The following is a 17,182-nucleotide window of genomic DNA, read 5'->3' on the forward strand; positions in this document are numbered from 1 at the left end:
AGAGTAAGGAACGAAGATGATCTGCACGAGATGTGGTGCCGCCAACGAGGGTGGCTACAGGTTCTGCGCCGAGTGCGGCGCTCCGTTGCCTCAGGGCGATGCGACGGTCACGGGTGGTGCGCCGGGTTCCGGCGTGCCGGGTCCGGTTCCGGCGGCTCCCGGCGCCGCCGTGCCGCCGGTCCCCGGCCCGTCGGGCGCGTCCATGCCGTCGCGCCCGGCCGTGCCGATGCCCGGTGCGCCGGTTCCGACGCCCGCGAATCCCGCCGATGCCGCGGCGACGACCACGCTGCCGCCGGTCGCGCCCGCCGGACCCGGCGGCGCGCTTCCCGGCGCCGGTTCGGGTGACGGCGGTTCGGGTGACGGCGGCGTGCAGGCCGTCGCGAAGAAGAACCGTCTGCCGTTGATTCTCGCGATCGTCGTGGCGGCTTTGGTCGTCGTCGGCGGCGTCGTCGCGTTCCTCACGTACCGCAGCGAGGTGTGGGGCGGCAAGTCGCTGCCCGATCCGGCGTCCGTCGCGACGAGTGTGACCGACGCGAAGGGCAAGAAGAAGTCGTCGGTCGTCAAGGCGAAGGACGTGACCGAGGCACTCAAGGCGAAGGGATTGAAGACGAAGACCGTGCAGGTCTTCTCCGGTTCCGACAAGGGCGTGTTCCTCGGCTATTCGGGCGCGAAGCAGGGCGACCGCGTGGACGCGGGTTCGACGGTGGTCGTGCAGGAGTCGGCCGGTCCGGGCGTGCCGAAGGACACGGTCGGCAAGAACGTGAACAAGGTGGTCGACCTGTTCGCGCAGATGGGCGTGCCGATCCACTACAAGCAGGTCGTGATCTCCTCCGACAGCAAGACGCCGGAGGGGCAGGTGAGCACCACCTACCCGGCGCCGGGCGTGGGATTGACCGATGACGAGATGGAGGACGGCATCTATATCGGCGTCGCCTCGAAGGGTGACGGCATCCCCGTCGACGTGATGGGCATGGACAAGGACAAGGCTGTCAGCGAGCTCGAATCGCAGGGCTACGACGTGGATTTGGAACCGCACTATTCATCAAAGCAGTATGTGGGCAAGATCTCCGGCTCCTATCCGGCGCCCGGCTCGTCGCTGGAATCCGGCGACAGCGTGACGTTGTATTACGGCGTCGACAAGTCCAGCAACATGGATCTGCTCACTCAGACCACCGGCTCCGGCGATTACGAGATGGATGTGACCAGGCACAACGCCACGCCGATGATCGGCATGTACTGCAAGTCCGATGTGAAAGACGCCTCCAAGGACTGCATCACCTTGGAGGAGGCGGAAGGCCCGTACGGCGATAGCGAAGGCGGCGGCTTCCTGCAGATCAAGGGGCATGAGCCGTCGAACGACTTCGACACGTTGGGGCTCAACAACTTCTCGCAAGGCGTGGATGGCGTGATGGTCTCCACGAAGGGCGCCGGGTCGATGAGCGCGAGCGATCTGCCGATGGCGAACCACCTGCTGCTCGGAAAGACCGGCGCGTTCGAACTGTACGCCGGCATGGGCCTGCCGAACTGCGGCGACACGGTGATGACCGGCGCCATGCTCGAATACTGCCAGTCCGGCACGTACGGGAAAGTCTCCGACATGGATGACTTCCCGAGCGGCGGCAACAGCGGCGAGACCTTCAATATGAAGGACTTCCTCGTGTACGTGCCGGTCGGCGCGGACGTGAAGTCGCTCGAGGATTCCGGCTACTTCGATTCGAAGGCCCTGGAATCCGCGAAGAAGCAGAAGGCGGTCGACACGTCGCGCCCGTTCATCGTCATGCGCGATCCCAGCCTGTACAGCGAGACCAAGGTTTCCGCGGATGGCACGAGCTATCTCAAGAACCCGTTCGTGCCGACCAACGACAAGGGCACGAACCATCTCGTCGGCATGAAGCCCGCGCCCAGCGACTCGACCGTGTACTATCTGGTCGAACAGAACGGCGACCTCGACTGGGATTCCCTGCCCGACGCGGACGTGAAGCAGTCCGGCGCGAAGCAGGATTCATCCGACGATTCCGGCAAGTCCTCGAAGATGGACAAGACCCTCGCCGAGGCGATGAAGGCCGGCGCCGCCGAATACGGGATGGGCTCCGGCGCGGGCGCGTGGGGCGCGAGCCTCACCATCAGCGAGGACGGCACGTTCAAGGGGTCGTACTACGACACGAATATGGGCGTCACGGGAGACGACCATCCGAACGGGTCGCGCGACGAGTCGAGCTATACCGGCAGGTTCAAGTCGGCGAAGAAGAACAGTGACGGCACGTACACGCTGCAATGCGATGCCAGCGCGTTCAAGATTGACGGCGAGGTCGGCACGTCCCGTATCGAGGACGGCGTGCAGGTGAACACCGTCAAGCCGGTCGGCATGGAACCGTGCGGCGAGTTCACGCTCTACCCGAAGGGCTACGACACGTCGAAGCTCAGCGACGACCAGCTCATGTTCTCCGGCGGCGCCTCCAGCACGGTGGCCAACTCTTCCGAACTGCCCGGTCCGGCGTTGTACAACACCGAATCCTCGGACATGGAATACACGTTCTTCGACTTGGGCAACTGAGTTCGGATACGGATGGCCCGGCGTCCTGATATCGGACCGGAAAGGAGCATGACCGATGTTCTGCGAACAATGCGGTACGCGCAACGATGACGGCGCGCGATTCTGCGGGCGCTGCGGCGCGCCATTGACGGGTCCCGTCAGCGGACACCCACCGGTACCGATGCCCGGCCCCGTGCCGTCTCCGGCCAATCCCGCGGCCAACGGGCCATCCGGCATGCCCGGCGGAGGTCCCGTCGCCGCGACGGCCGCCCCGCGCAACCGCAAGCCGTTCATCATCGCGATCGTCGCCGCGCTCGCCATCGTCGCGGCGGCGCTCATCGCCTTCCTCACCTACCGCGCCGAGGTATGGGGCGGCAAGACGCTGCCCGATCCGGCGTCGATTGCCAAGGAGGTGACCGACGCGAACGGAGGCAAGGCGTCCGCCGTGAAGGCGAAGGACGTGACCGACGCGCTGAAGGCCAAAGGTCTCACGACGAAAACCGTCAAAGTGTATTCCGGTCAGGACGTCGGCACGTTCGTCGGCTATTCCGGCGCGCAGCAGGGCCAACGCGTGAAGGCGGGCAGCACCGTCACCGTCGAGGAGTCCGCCGGCCCCGGCGTGCCCAAAGGCACCGTCGGCAAGAACGTCGACCAGATGACCGAACTGTTCGCGAGCATGGGCGTGCCCATCCACTACAAGAAGATCATCGTCACCGACACGAAGCGGATCCCCGAGAACCAGATCGTCGCCACGTACCCCGCCGACGGCCAGGGCGTGCCCGAAGACCGGCTTGACGACGGCATCGACATCGGCGTCGCCGTGAAGGGCGACGGCATCGGCGCGGACATCATCGGCACGGATACGGACAAGGCGCAATCCAATCTGGAATCGCAGGGATACGACGTGACCCTGCACCCGCGTCTCGCCTCCAAGGCGAACGTCGGCAAGATCGTCGGCTCCGACCCCGCCCCCGGCAGCGACGTGTCCAGCGGCGCCAGCGTCACGCTGTACTACGGCATCGACGCGAGCGGCGTGAAGGACGCGTACACGGACACCACCAGCGACAGCGTCTACGGTGACGGGCTGCTCGGTTCGTCCGCCGTGGCCGCCGGCACATGGTGCAACAACGCGGGCGACTGCATCACCTTCGACGCGAAGAACGAGGACTCCCAGTACGGCAACGGGCAGATCCCCTACGGGCAAGGACGGGACGGCATCGACTACGAGCGCAACGGCTACGACGACATGCTCATCGCCTGCGACGCCGTGCAGCAGGCATACTGCAGCAACAAGCAGGCCGACTATCTGATCGACGGCGACACCGGCGCGTTCGAACTGATGCCGCACCAGAGCCTCACCGGCTACTTCTGCGGCGACGACACGCCGAAGGGCGGCGACGGCTCGTTCCTCGGCGGATGCACCGGCGATTACGGGTACAGCGGAGGCACCTTCGACTTCGACAGCGTGATGCAGGGCGCGCAATACCGCATGCAGGACATGTACGTGGTCGTGCCGGTCGGCGCGAAACTCGACCAGCTGGAAGCGAACGGCTACTTCGACAAGACCGCGCTCGCGGACGCGAAGAAGGCCAAGGCCGTGGACACGACCCGCCCGTTCCTGCTGTACCGCGACCCGAAGCAGTACGACAAGACCACCGTCGACATCACGTCGATGGACATGCAGAACCCGTTCGTGCCGTACAACGGCTACAGCGGCGACGAGGCCAGTGTGACCAAGTTCAAGCCGGCTCCCACCGACGCGTCCGCCTACTATCTCGTCGGAACCGGCGCCTCCTACGACTGGTCGTCCCTCCCCGACGCCCAGGTGAAGCAGCCGAGCGCGAAGAAGTCCGGCAACGGGTCCAACGGTGCGACCGGCACCGCCTCGTTCAAAGGCGTGGCCGGCACATACCGTTGGGAGAACGGCGACGGATCGGATTACACCGAAATCGTCGTGAAAGCTGACGGCACGTTCTCCGGCAAGAACAGCGTGGCGAATCCCGGTCCCGGCCAGTCCAACGCGACCGCGGATCGCGTGGAATCCAAATTCCAAGGGAAGTTCAAGTCAGCGAAGAAGAACGATGCCGGCGGATACGACCTGCAATGCGACGCCGATGCACTGAAACTGGCCGATTCGACATCAGGCAAGAGTTCCAATCCCTATTGGGCCATCGATCCGTGTACCACATGGCACTGGTACCCGGCAGGCACTCCGTATGACGACATGGACACGAAGGTCGAAGTCAAATCATGGCTGGTCTCGGTTTCGGGAGAGGACGGCGATTCGTGGAAGACCCCGTTGCTCATCAACGACGGTGGCAAGGCCACATTCGAGAGTTACCGACAATAGGCGGATAGGCAAATCGACTCATGCCATCACGCACCCCGGTATAGGAGACCGGGGGAGAGAAGAAGAGAAAGGGAATCATCTGATGTTCTGCGAGCAATGCGGTACGCGCAATGATGACGGCGCGCGATTCTGCGTGACATGCGGGGCGGCATTGAATCCCGCGGGCGGTGCCGGCGCGGCTGCAGGTCGTCCGTCGGTGCCATTGCCCGGCTCGGTGCCATTGCCGGGTGCCGCGGGCACACGGCCGGTTCCGGCTCCGGCTCCCGTGCCGTCCGCGACGCAGACCGCCGCGAAGAAGAACCGTCTGCCGTTGATTCTCGCGATCGTCGTGGCGGCGTTGGTCGTCGTCGGCGGCATCGTCGCGTTCCTCACGTACCGCAGCGAGGTGTGGGGCGGCAAGTCGCTGCCCGATCCGTCGTCGCTCACCAGTGAGGTGAAGGACGCGGACGGCAAGAAGACGTCCGTCGTCAAGGCGAAGGACGTGACCGCGGCGCTCAAGGCGAAAGGCCTCAGCACGCGCACGGAGAAGGTGTTCTCCGGAGCGGACAGCGGCACGTTCGTCGGCTACGGAGACGGCGTGCAGCAAGGCGACCGCGTGAGCGCGGGCACGACCGTCGTCGTGCGGGAGTCCGCCGGCCCGGGCGTGCCGAAGGGCACGGTCGGCAAGAAGGCCACGAGCGTCGTCTCCACGTTCGCGAACATGGGCGTGCCCGTCCACTACAAGCAGATCATCGTCACCGACACGAAGAAGACGCCGGAGGGCACGATCATGGCGACCTACCCGAATCAGGGCCAGGCGGTCGCCAAGGACGAGATGGACGACGGCATCTACGTGGGCGTCGCCACGAAGGGCGACGGTCTCGGCGCCGACATCGTCGGCAAGGACGTGGACGACGTCGAATCCGACCTCGAATCGCAAGGCTACGACGTGACCGTCGAGAAGCGCTTCTCGTCGAAGAAGAACATCGGCAAGGTGACCGGCTCCGACCCGGCCCCCGGCTCCTCCCTCGACTCCGGCGACGACATCACCCTCTATGAGGGCATCGGCGCCGACGACGTGCAGGAGGCGTTCTCCTACGATTCGCCGGAGACCGGCACCCACATGATGCTCGGATCGTCGGCCATCGCCGCCGGCACATGGTGCCGGAACGACGGCGACTGCATCACGTTGGACGGTGAATCCGAGGATCTCGGGCCGGGGTCGCTGCCGTACGAGAAAGGCCGTGACGGCACGGACTACGGCGAATACGGCACGCTGACCGCCTGCGCCAACATGTCCGACCCGTATTGCGGGAGCGACGCGTTCCTGCTCAAGCAGAACGTCGGCGCGTTCGAGGAGATGCCCTACGAGAGCCTTACGAACTACTGGTGCGATGGCGCCAAACAGCGCGGCGGCAGCTCGTCGTCATGCTCCGGCAAGGCCGAATACCACATGCAGGACTACTTCCTGATCGTGCCGGCCGGGTCGAAGCTCGACAAGCTGGAAAGCGACGGCTACTTCGACAAGGCAGCGCTGGAGACCGCGAAGAAGGAGAAGAAGGTCGACACGGACCGTCCGTTCCTGCTGTACCGCGACCCGAAACTGTACGACAAGACCACTGCCTCCCGTTCCGGATCCAGCACGCCGAACCCGTTCGTGCCGTTCAACATGAGCGCGAACACGAAGAACGACATGGTCGGATTCAAGCCGGCGCCGAGCGACGCGAGCGCGTACTATCTCGTCGACTCCACCGGCGACTACGACTGGTCGTCGCTCGCCGACGCGAAGATCGACACCGGTTCCGATGGCACGAAATCCGGCAAGAAGACCGGCGACTCCGACACGAAGTCGAAGAAGTCCACCAAGTCCACGAAGGACATGTCCCTCTCCGAGATCCGCTCCACGCTCGACGATGGCGACTTCACGCCGATCGCCGGCAAATACTGCATGAAGGACAATTCGCTGTGCCTCACCATCGACAAGAAAGGCAAAGCCAAGGAATCCGGCACGCAGGGCTTCTCGCTGAGCCCCGACGATCCGAAATCGACGACGCTGCACGCCGTCACCTATGGCACGGACACCGATGGCTGGTGGGACGTGCCCGAGGACGTGGGCATCGAGCTCATGGGACCGGACAGCGATTATCGGTGCGGTAGCGAGAAAGGCGGCCAGACCTGCTACGGCAGTGGCTCGTCGTACGCGGAATACCAGATTCAGCGGCCTGCGGACATGGTCTATGTGCCGGCCGGAGTCAGCAGCGACAAGCTCGAAGGACTGGCCAAGTCGTCGTACGATGACCCGCAGGTCGCCGGTCAGGCCAAGCCGGACAGCTCCAAACCGTTCATCAAACTTCTGGCCTATCGCATGAACATTCCTCCCACCGACGAGAACGTGCTCTACCTCGTCGAATAAACGGTCCTCGAACAGGAAGGAACAAGAAATCATGACGTGTTGGCGGTGCGGCGCGGTCAACGACAAGGCCGCGCGATTCTGCACGGAATGTGGAGCGCCGTTGCCTGCGGACGGCACGGTGACGGGTGGTGTCCCGATGCCCGGGCGCGCGCCGGCACCATCCCCGACGGGCTCGTCGCGCCCGGTACCGTTGCCGCAGGAACCGTCTTATACGACGGCATCGTCGAACACCATTCCGTCATCGGCCGAATCGTCCGCCGCCGTCGCACCCGCCGTCCCGCATCGTCGCCGCGGCCGCACCGCGCTGATCGTCGCGTTGATCGCGGCGATCGCGCTGGTGGTGACCGGCGGCGGCCTGCTGGTCGGCTACCAGGCCGGTGTGTGGGGCGGCAGGACGTTGCCCGCTCCGGCGGACCTGCCATCCACCACGGTCACGGACGCCGACGGCAACAAGACATCCGTCGTCAAGGCGAAGGACGTGACCGCCGCGCTCAAGGCGAAGGGGCTCAGAACGCGCACGGAGAAGGTGTTCTCCGGTCAGGATGCGGGCACGTTCATCGGCTATGGCGACGGTGCGCAGCAGGGCGACCGCGTGAGCGCGGGCACGACCGTCGTCGTGCGGGAATCCGCCGGTCCCGGCGTGCCGAAGAACGCGATCGGCACGCAGAAGGACGACAGGAGCATGGCCGCCACGCTCGCGAACATGGGCGTGCCGCTCCACTACAAGCAGGTCATCGTCAGCACGGACGGCAAGATGAAGGAGAACGAGGTCGTCGCCACGGAACCGGCCGCCGGACAGCCGGTCGCGAAGGACGCGATGGACGACGGCATCACCATCGGCGTCGCGGCGAAGGGCGACGGCGTCCCCCTCGACATCGCCGGCATGGGCAAGGACGAGGCGAAAACCCTGCTCGAACGGCAAGGGTACGACGTCACGCTCGAACCGCATTTCGCCGCGAAACGGTACGTCGGCAAGATCTCCGGCTCCGATCCGGCTCCCGGTACGCCGCTCGCATCCGGCGAATCCGTCACGTTGTACTACGGGGTCGGCGCCTCCGACGTCAAAGCGTTGTTCAGCGAGCAGCAGGACGGCTACGAGATCGTGAAACAGGATTCCGGCCCCATGCTCGGCACCTACTGCAAGACGCAGGTCACGGACCGGAACAAGGACTGCATCACGCTGGAGCAAGGGCCGTCACCATACGGCGGTTATTCGGGGACGGACGCCGGGTACCTCCAGATCAAAGGCCGCGAGCCGGATGACAAATACGATGTGTTCGGCATGACCAACTACTCCCAGAATCCAAGTTCCAACATGTTCGGTCCATCCCAGTACATATCCGAGCAACAGATGCCGATGAGGAACCATCTGCTCATCAAGAACTGGGGCATGTTCGAACTCTACGCGGGGCAGGGATTGGCGAACTGCGGCGACGTGACGGACGTATTTGGCGTGGGACAACACTGCGAGGCGGGCAAATACAGTACCTATGATCCGAGTGACGGCTTCCCCTCAACCGGCAACTCCGGCCTCACGTACAGGATGAAGGACTTCCTCGTCTACGTGCCGGTAGGCTCCGACCTGAAGAAGCTCGAGGATTCCGGCTACTTCGACTCCGGCGCGCTGGCGGCTGCGAAGAAGCAGAAGGCCGTGGACACGTCGCGTCCGTTCATCATCATGCGCGACAAGAGCCAATACCAGAAGACCGAGGTTTCGGCCGACGGCATCAAAGTGCCGAACCCGTTCGTGCCGGGCAACCTCGACGGTGACGGCACGAACCATCTCGTCGCGATGAAACCCGCGCCGAGCGACGCCACCGTCTACTATCTCGACGATGCCGCCGGCATCGACTGGTCGAAGCTCGCCGACGCCCAGCCCCCGGCCCAATACGAAGCGGTCGACGGCGGTGTGGTCAACGATGGGAGGAACCAATGAACCGTAGAACGATGATGATCGCCGTGGTGTCGGTGGTGGCGGCGATCGCCATGCTCGGCGTAGGCATGCTGATCGGCTACAACGTGGAGGCGTGGAAAGCGTCCCATGCCTCCGCCGCCGGCGGGGAATCCGCGCAATCATCCGGGAACGCCGGGCAATCCGGCGACTCCGGTTCCAACAGTTCCGGCGGTTCCGGCGACTCCGGTTCCGGTGACTCCGATGGTTCCGGCGGTTCCGCATCGGAGGCGATGTTCAGGGAGGTCGCCGGCAACTATTCGTGGTCGAGTTCGGCGATCTCCCGCACCGATCTGACTCTGCGTTCCGACGGCACGTTCAACGCGGCCTACATGGTCGCCGACGACGAGAACGTCGCGCATCTCAACTACGACACGCCCTCCACCACGGTGAACGTCACCGGCCGGTTCTCCTCCATCAGGAAGACCGACACCGGCTACACGCTCAAATGCGATGCGGAATCCCTCAAGGTCGCGGACGGCGGCTCCGACACGGCCAAGAAGGACAGCGGCATGGCGCCATGCGGCACATGGCGATGGTATTCCGGCGACACCACGCTGGAGGAGGTACGCGACGCGACGGGCGCCTGGGGCGTGGGAGGCCTCGACCCCAGCCGCAAGGCCGTCGTCCTGGCCGCCGACCACGGTTCCGGCGCGCTGTTCCTCCGCATGTCATGACATGCCGCCGCGTCGTGCGGGCGGTTTGCGTGGTCGGTTTGCGTGGCCACGTCGCGTGATCGCGCGTCGTGCCGCGCATCACACTGCACGCCCACGCCGCACGACTAGACTGGGTGCCATGACACTGCGTTTTCGCAAGAACGGCACGTTCCGCGTGCTGCAGATGGCCGACATCCAGGACAAGCCGGAGGTCGACAAGGACACGATCCGTCTCATCGAGGAGGCGATCCACGTCGCCGATCCCGATCTCGTCGTCTTCACCGGCGACCAGATCCGCGGCTACGATCCCGCGTACATCGACACGTTCCTGCGCCGCCGGGGCGAGCATCCCGGCGCGCGCGTCCGCCTCATCACCGAGATCGAGGCGAAACTGCAGGGCGTGCGGCGGCGTATGGCGCAACGCCGCGACCCGAGCGTGCCGCCCGTCGACGACGTCGTCACGCTCGACGAGCTCATGGGCGACACGCGCGACAAGGTGCGCGCCACGTTCGCCGCGTTCCTCGCACCGGTGATGAACGCGGGCGTGCCGTTCGCCGCGACCTACGGCAACCATGACTTCCAGTGCGGCATCCTCGCCGACGAACAGGATGACATCTACCGCGAATTCCCCGGATGCATGAACCCGGATGCCTTCGCGCCGGACGCCGACGACCTCGCGTTCGAACCGGGCACGTTCGCGATGCCGGTCGAAGCGTCCGACGGGTCGGGGCGCATCGCGATGAGCGTCACGATGATCAACTCCGGCGACTACGCGGATCGGAACACGCCCGACGAACGCGACGCGCAATACCCGCTGTACGCGGCGAATCCGCGTCGTCTCGACCTCGCCGACTCCGACGGCTACGGCACGCCGTCGAACGACGCGATCAACTGGCTGGGCGACGCGCAGGCCGAACTGCGCGGCCGCAACGGCGACGGCAGACCGGTGCCGACGATCGCGTTCCAGCACATTCCGCCGCAGGAGTTCTACGACGTGCTCAAAGAGGTGCCCGCCTGGACGCCGAACGCGGTGGAGGGCGCACGCACGCACGCGGGACGCTGCTACGTGCTCGACGAATCCAAATGCCTGCCCGGCTCGCGGCTCGGCGAGGCCATCGGATGCGCCGATGAGAACGCGGGCGAGGTCGACGCGATGCGCGAGGCCGGCGGCTATTTCGCGCTGTTCTGCGGGCACGACCACAAGAACGTGTTCGTCGGGCACGCGGACGGCATCGACCTCGGCTATGCGCCGACCTGCGGATTCGAATGTTACGGGCCGAAGTCACGCTACCGCGGCATCCGCCTGTTCGAATTCCACGAGGAGAACCCGGCCGACTACGTGACGCACATGCTCACATGGGGCGATCTGGTCGGCCGCTACTCCGGCAACGAGCTGCGCGTCTGGTTCGAGGACCACTGCGTGACCGACGGCGCGACCGTGCGCAACGAGCTGCGCCGCCCCGAAGTGTTCGCCACGATCGCCGCGCTCGCCGGCGCCGGCGCGTACTGGCTGACGCGCGCGGTTCGACGGCGCCGGAATTGCTGAATGGTGGAACCGGCGAGGCGTTGGGACGCGGCGTAGGTAGGATGGGGGATTGCGCATGTTACATGCGCGTAAACGGATCATTCGCCGGTGGTACCGGCGGGAAATGGCCGCCGGGAGACGGCCACGCACCAAGCAAAGGAGGAACGATGGGTCAGGATCAATCATCGGTATTCGATCTCGCGGCGGTCGCCGCAGCGTCCAACGGAGGGAACAACGACCCGCTGCTGCCTCCCGCGCGCTTCATCGGCGACCCGCAGAAGCCGAGCAGGATGCCGTACAACAAGTACGTCGCCTACGACAAGCAGGTGCCGTTCGACTATCCGGAGCGCACCTGGCCGGGCAAGAAGCTCCAGCGCGCGCCCCGCTGGTGCTCCGTCGACCTGCGCGACGGCAATCAGGCGCTCGTCAACCCGATGGACTCCGAGCGCAAGCTGCGCTTCTGGAACCTGCTCGTCTCCATGGGCTTCAAGGAGATCGAGGTGGGCTTCCCGTCCGCCTCCGAAACCGACTTCGACTTCATCCGCATGCTCATCGAACGTGAGCTGATTCCGGACGACGTCACCATCGTCGTGCTCACCCAGTGCCGCGAGCACCTGATCCGCCGCACCTACGAGGCGCTCAAGGGCGCCAAGCGCGCGGTCGTCCACTTCTACAACTCCGTGTCCGTGCTGCAGCGCGAGGTCGTGTTCCGCAAGAACAAGGCGGAGATCAAGAAGCTCGCCACCGACGCGGCCGAACTGTGCAAGAGCCTTGAGGGCGAGGCCAAGGGCATCGACCTGTACTACGAGTACTCGCCGGAATCGTTCACCGGCACCGAGCCGGAGTACGCCGTCGAGGTGTGCAACGCGGTGATCGACGTCATCAAGCCGACACCCGAGCATCCGATGATCATCAACCTGCCGGCCACCGTCGAGATGACCACGCCGAACGTGTTCGCCGACGAGGTCGAGTACGTCTCCACCCACCTGCAGGATCGCGACTCCATCGTGCTGTCCCTCCACCCGCATAACGACGAGGGCATGGGCGTGGCCGCCACCGAGCTGGCCGTGCTCGCCGGCGCCGACCGCGTCGAAGGCTGCCTGCTCGGCAACGGCGAGCGTACCGGCAACGTCGATCTCGTCACGCTGGGCCTCAACCTGCTCACGCAGGGCGTCGACCCGCAGATCGACTACTCGAACGTGCCGGAGATCCGCAAGACCGTCGAGTACTGCAACCAGATCAAGATCTCCGAACGCCACCCGTACGCGGGCAACTTCGTGTTCACCGCGTTCTCCGGCTCGCATCAGGACGCCATCAAGAAGGGCCTCGAAGCCCGTCAGGTGGCCGCCGACCGCGCCGGCGCGAACCTTGACGACTTCGTCTGGCTCGTGCCCTACCTGCCGATCGACCCGAAGGACATCGGCCGCACGTACGAGGCGATCATCCGCGTCAACTCGCAGTCCGGCAAGGGCGGCATGGCGTACCTGCTCAAGACGAACCACAACCTCGACCTGCCGAAGCGCCTGCAGGTGGAGTTCGACAAGATCGTGCAGAAGTACGCGGACGACACCAAGAAGGAAGTCAAGGACGAGGACATCTGGCGCCTGTTCAAGGACGAGTACCTGCCGGTCGAGCAGTCGGGCATGACCGCCGCCGGCGTGGTCGTCGGCGACACGCACGACGAGACGCTCGCCCCGTGGGGTCGCCTCAAGCTGCTCAAGGTGTCCGTCTCCTCCGGCGAGGACGGCTCCGACACCGTGCTCAAGGCGAAGGTCCTCGACCGCGGCATCAACGTCGGCAAGGACGAGGAGCAGGTGCGTGAGGTGTCCGGCATCGGCAACGGCCCGATCGCCGCGTTCCTCAACGCGCTCGCCAACTTCGGCATCGAGGCGTCGGTGATGGACTACGTGGAGCACACCATGTCCGTCGGCACGGACGCGATGGCCGCTTCCTACGTCGAATGCCAGGTGGGTGAGGATGCTGACGCGCAGATCATCTGGGGCGTCGGCATCGACTCCTCGATCATCACGAGCTCACTCAAGGCGATCATCTCCGCGATCAACCGCGCTAACGCCGGTCGTCGCTGAGTCGCGCATCCCATAGCGCACCAATGAGTTGGCCCCCTCAACAGTGAGGGGGCCAACTCATTGGTGCGGCGTGGTGCGGCTTGCGCCGTGGCAGCGGCTAACGCGTGGATGACTGGGTGCCGCTGGATTCGCTTTCCGAACCGCCGCCGGTATCCGTGCCGCCGCCGGTATTGCCGTTGTCTCCGCTGGTGCCGCCGCCGCTGGTGCCGCCGCCGCTGGTGCCGCCGCCGGTCTCGTTGCCGCCGGACTCGCCGCCGGTCTCGCTGCCACCGGTTCCGCTGGTGCCGCCGCTGGTGTCGTTTCCGGTGCCGCCGCCCGTCGTCGTGTCGCCTTCGGTCGTGCCGTAGCCGGCGCACGCGCTGCTCGACTGCGGGTTGGCGGCGCACTGATCCTCCAGCGACTGCTGGGTGGTGTCCTTCTTCGTCGTGGAGCTCTTCGAGCCGGTGCCCCACGTGCCGTCGGAACCGCCGATCTTGCCCGTATCCTTCGCGGTGGGGAACGCTTCGTTGTCGGTGCCGGCGAGCGCCTGCGTCATGTACTGGGTGAACAGGTGCACCGGATAGTCGGAGCCGCCGGTCCACTGGCCGAATGCGGGGATCTCCTGCGGGTTGCCGTTCGCGTCCGGGTACCACATGGCGAATGTGGAGACGACGGACGGCGTGTAGCCGACGAAGCTTGCCGCATACGAGTTGTTCGACGTGCCGGACTTGCCGGCGATGGTGTGTCCGGTCTGCTGGGCTTCGGTGGAGGTGCCGTATTGGACGACGCCGGTGAGCGCCTTGGTGACAAGGTTCGTGTCGTTCGCGGTGAACACCTGTTCGGTGCTGGTGGGCGCTTGGTAGAGGTCCTTGCCGTTGCCGTTCTTCACGCTGGCGACGATGTGCAGGGTCGGTTTCTTGCCCTGGTTGGCGAGTGTCGCGTAGGCGTTCGTCATGTCTTCGACGCTGAGCGCGTTGTTGCCGAGTACGGTGAACGGTTCGGAGCCGTCCAACGCCTTGTTCGACACGCCGGCCGTGCGTGCGGTCTGCGCGATCTTCTTCGTGCCGAGCTTGGTCTGCAGATCCATGTAGACGGTGTTCGACGAGTAGGCGGTCGCCTTGTACAGGTTGATATAGCCGTAGTTCTGGTTCGCGAAGTTGCTCACCGTGCTGGAGATGCCGGGGAACGTGCGGTACGAGTTGCCGTTGAACGTGGTGTTGAGGTTGACTCCCGCCTCCACGGTGGCGAGCAGCGCGAACGGCTTCATTGTGGAGCCGACCTCGTACTGCGCCTGCGTGGCGTTGTTGAGCTGTTTGGTCAGATAGTCGTCGCCCGCGTACAGGGAGATGATCGAGCCGTCCTTTGGATTCGCGCTCATCGCGCCGAACTGCATGCCGTCGGGCACGGTGCCCTGCATGCCGTTGGATGCGGGGCTGACGACCTGCTGCATGAGGTCCTGTTTGGACTTGTCGATCGTGGTGACGATCTTGTAGCCGCCCGTGTCGAGTTCGTCCTTGGTGAACGCTTTGCGGCTCTCCAGCTCGTCTCTCACCATCTGCAGCAGATAGCCGTTCGGGCCTTTATACACGTCGTCGGTGCTGGTCTGCACGGTGTCGGGCATTGCCGCCTCGCTCGCCTCGCTCGCGGTGATATAGCCGTCCTCGCGCATGATGGAGATAACGCGCTTGAAGCGCTGCTTCGCCATCGTCGGATTGTCGGCCGGATCCCATGTGGAGGGGGCGGGGATGATGCCTGCCAGCGTGGCCGCTTCGGAAAGCGTCAGATCCTTCGCGTCCTTGCCGTAGTAGGCCTGCGCCGCCGCCTGGATGCCGTAGGCGCCGCGGCCCAGATAGATCGTGTTGAGATAGTTGCACAGGACCTTGCTCTTATCCTGCGTCTGCGCGATCTTCAACGCGAGGATCGCCTCACGCAGTTTGCCGGTGTACGACGTGGTTTCGCCCAGATAGTAGCGTTCCGCGTACTGCTGGGTGATGGTCGAGCCGCCTTGGCGCGTGCCCTTGGTGACGTTGTTGACGAGCGCGCGTCCGATGCCGCGCAGATCGATGCCCTTGTCCGTGTAGAACGTGCGGTTCTCGGAGGCGACGACCGCGTTGCCCACGTAGTCGGGCAGTACCGCGCAGTCGATGATGTCGCGGTTCTGTTCGGAGAACGTGCCCATCTCGGTGGTGCCGTCGTTGAAGTAGACGGTCGTGTTTTGCGCCAGCGCGATCTTCTCCGGGGAGGGGATCTCCGTGGTGATGTAGAGGTATGCGAATGCACCGATGCCTGCGGCGAGCCCCGCCGCGATCAGCCCGAGCACCCATTTGAGGACGAGATGCCTGCCGCGTCCCTTGAGCTTCGGCCCCTTGCCGCCCTTGACGCGATGGTTGCCGCCCCGGTAATGACGGGCGGCGGGTTTGCGCTCCGCCGTGCTCCTGACGTGCCCGCGCGCACGTCCTCTGCCGTTACGAGAATGTGAAACCATGGTCTCCACCGTAGCCATACGCCCTGAAAAAGGGTGTGCGCATGGCCCGTGTGAACGTTATCCGGCACTGCTTTTCCTTGGAATCCTCACAACTTCCGCCCCGATCCACGGGGGAGTGGGGGCGTCGTGCCGCTGCCGCCTCGTCCGCCGGCCGCTTGAGCGTGTCCGTCCGGGGATGGTGTATAGTTAGTCAAGCCTCCGCACGGCGTTATGTCGCCCAAACCCCCCAGGGCAGGAATGCAGCAAGGGTAAGCGGCCTCTGACGGGTGTGCGGAGGTTTTTCATATTCTTGTCGTCACTGGAACAGCGCCGAGTCGGCGGAAGGGTAGCCGAGTTCCATCGCGCGCCATGCACGGGCGGCGGCCATACGCGCCAGCCATGCCAATGTCTTGTGTGAGGGGGAGACGGCATCGGAGTCCGTGGTCTCCGTCGAGCCCGTGGTCTCCGTCGAATCCGTCGAATCTGTCGAATCCGTGTCGGTGGCGCCGCTCATCGCGTCGAGGTAGGCGCGGGCGCAGTCCATTTCGATGACGGCCACCGTCGGTGCCACCACGCCTGCCGCGGAATCGTCGATCATATCGGGATTCGCGATGAGCTTGTCGACCGCGTACACCTTCTTCCGCGGGTCGCTGCTCGCGCCGGACAGGGAGAACAGACGCTGCGCCGCGGTCTTGTGGTTGTCGGAGGCGGCGAGCGTGGCGTTCTCGACGCCGCGCGCCGCCAGCACCTCGAGTGCGAAACCGGCACGATCTTCCGCCAGCGACATCGCCGCGAGCGCGTCGGCACCCGCGTTCAGGTGCACGACGTCGCCGTAGTCGACGGTCGGCGGCGTGGGCGGAGTGACGCCGAGCGCCGTGCCGAGCGTCTCGGCGGCGTAGGCGACCTGAGCCGAGCGCATCGCGCCTTCGGCGAAACGGGACGTGCACGTGGAGGCGACGTCGATCCACGCGTTGGTTGCCGCAAGCTCGTTGAGATAGCGCATCATCACCGGCTGTTCGTCCGCCGTACCCGCGTCGCCACCGGTGCCGGCGGACGCGGTCAGATACGCGCTTTCGCAGGCACCGGGTTTCGCCGCGTCGGCATTGCGTGATTCGAGATGAGGAGCGGCGCATCCCGCCAGCGGCGCGATGAGCGCGCATGAGACGGCGAGTGCGGCGAGACGCGGCGCGATGCGTGTGATGACGGGCCTCACGCCCACGGCTGAATCCCGAAGTGTCTGCATAA

9 protein-coding genes and 1 other RNA gene are annotated in these 17,182 nt (G+C 65.2%); 8 read left to right on the top strand and 2 right to left on the bottom strand.

The genetic code is table 11. The features are described 5' to 3' along the window. Positions 1–16 precede the first annotated feature (16 nt). The 7 genes from AC1AYR_RS04820 (at position 17) to leuA (ending at position 13,494) form a co-directional block, all read left to right on the top strand. Positions 17–2,554: a PASTA domain-containing protein gene (locus AC1AYR_RS04820; protein ID WP_476511657.1), complete on the top strand. Its 2,538-nt coding sequence runs from the start codon at positions 17–19 to the stop codon at positions 2,552–2,554. Positions 2,555–2,609: 55 nt separating this feature from the next. Continuing rightward, complete coding sequence (locus AC1AYR_RS04825; RefSeq protein WP_476511658.1) at positions 2,610–4,883, top strand: PASTA domain-containing protein; 2,274 nt, start codon at positions 2,610–2,612, stop codon at positions 4,881–4,883. Between the two features lie 82 nt (positions 4,884–4,965). After that, positions 4,966–7,275: a PASTA domain-containing protein gene (locus AC1AYR_RS04830; protein ID WP_476511659.1), complete on the top strand. Its 2,310-nt coding sequence runs from the start codon at positions 4,966–4,968 to the stop codon at positions 7,273–7,275. A 31-nt stretch (positions 7,276–7,306) separates the two neighbouring features. Next, on the top strand, positions 7,307–9,211 hold the full coding sequence (locus AC1AYR_RS04835) for a PASTA domain-containing protein (RefSeq protein ID WP_476511660.1): 1,905 nt from the start codon (positions 7,307–7,309) through the stop codon (positions 9,209–9,211). Then, on the top strand, positions 9,208–9,903 hold the full coding sequence (locus AC1AYR_RS04840; RefSeq protein WP_476511661.1) for a hypothetical protein: 696 nt from the start codon (positions 9,208–9,210) through the stop codon (positions 9,901–9,903). The genes AC1AYR_RS04835 and AC1AYR_RS04840 overlap by 4 nt, the downstream gene beginning before the upstream one ends. Before the next feature lie 118 nt (positions 9,904–10,021). Further along, entirely contained in the window at positions 10,022–11,428 is a 1,407-nt protein-coding gene (locus tag AC1AYR_RS04845) for a metallophosphoesterase family protein (protein ID WP_476511662.1), read from the top strand. 146 nt (positions 11,429–11,574) lie between these two features. Further along, a complete protein-coding gene (leuA, locus tag AC1AYR_RS04850) occupies positions 11,575–13,494 on the top strand; it encodes a 2-isopropylmalate synthase (RefSeq protein WP_476511663.1) in 1,920 nt (639 codons plus the stop codon). A 97-nt stretch (positions 13,495–13,591) separates the two neighbouring features. On the opposite strand, the gene AC1AYR_RS04855 is transcribed toward leuA, so the two are convergent. Continuing rightward, entirely contained in the window at positions 13,592–15,958 is a 2,367-nt protein-coding gene (locus tag AC1AYR_RS04855; RefSeq protein ID WP_476511664.1) for a transglycosylase domain-containing protein, read from the bottom strand. Positions 15,959–16,147: 189 nt separating this feature from the next. On the opposite strand from AC1AYR_RS04855, the gene ffs reads away from it, so the two are divergent. Continuing rightward, positions 16,148–16,244: signal recognition particle sRNA small type (gene ffs, locus AC1AYR_RS04860), an RNA gene on the top strand. Between the two features lie 9 nt (positions 16,245–16,253). Here ffs and AC1AYR_RS04865 read toward each other — a convergent pair. Then, positions 16,254–17,156: a hypothetical protein gene (locus AC1AYR_RS04865; protein ID WP_476555143.1), complete on the bottom strand. Its 903-nt coding sequence runs from the start codon at positions 17,154–17,156 to the stop codon at positions 16,254–16,256. Positions 17,157–17,182: the final 26 nt, after the last annotated feature.

This window comes from Bifidobacterium sp. LH_417, from assembly GCF_056357035.1.

Excerpts from the sequence above, each read along its gene's own strand:
- AC1AYR_RS04820 (WP_476511657.1), top strand. The coding sequence starts at position 17 with ATGATCTGCACGAGATGTGGTGCCGCCAACGAGGGTGGCTACAGGTTC.
- AC1AYR_RS04825 (WP_476511658.1), top strand. The coding sequence starts at position 2,610 with ATGTTCTGCGAACAATGCGGTACGCGCAACGATGACGGCGCGCGATTC.
- AC1AYR_RS04830 (WP_476511659.1), top strand. The coding sequence starts at position 4,966 with ATGTTCTGCGAGCAATGCGGTACGCGCAATGATGACGGCGCGCGATTC.
- AC1AYR_RS04835 (WP_476511660.1), top strand. The coding sequence starts at position 7,307 with ATGACGTGTTGGCGGTGCGGCGCGGTCAACGACAAGGCCGCGCGATTC.
- AC1AYR_RS04840 (WP_476511661.1), top strand. The coding sequence starts at position 9,208 with ATGAACCGTAGAACGATGATGATCGCCGTGGTGTCGGTGGTGGCGGCG.
- AC1AYR_RS04845 (WP_476511662.1), top strand. The coding sequence starts at position 10,022 with ATGACACTGCGTTTTCGCAAGAACGGCACGTTCCGCGTGCTGCAGATG.
- leuA (WP_476511663.1), top strand. The coding sequence starts at position 11,575 with ATGGGTCAGGATCAATCATCGGTATTCGATCTCGCGGCGGTCGCCGCA.
- AC1AYR_RS04855 (WP_476511664.1), bottom strand. The coding sequence starts at position 15,958 with ATGGTTTCACATTCTCGTAACGGCAGAGGACGTGCGCGCGGGCACGTC.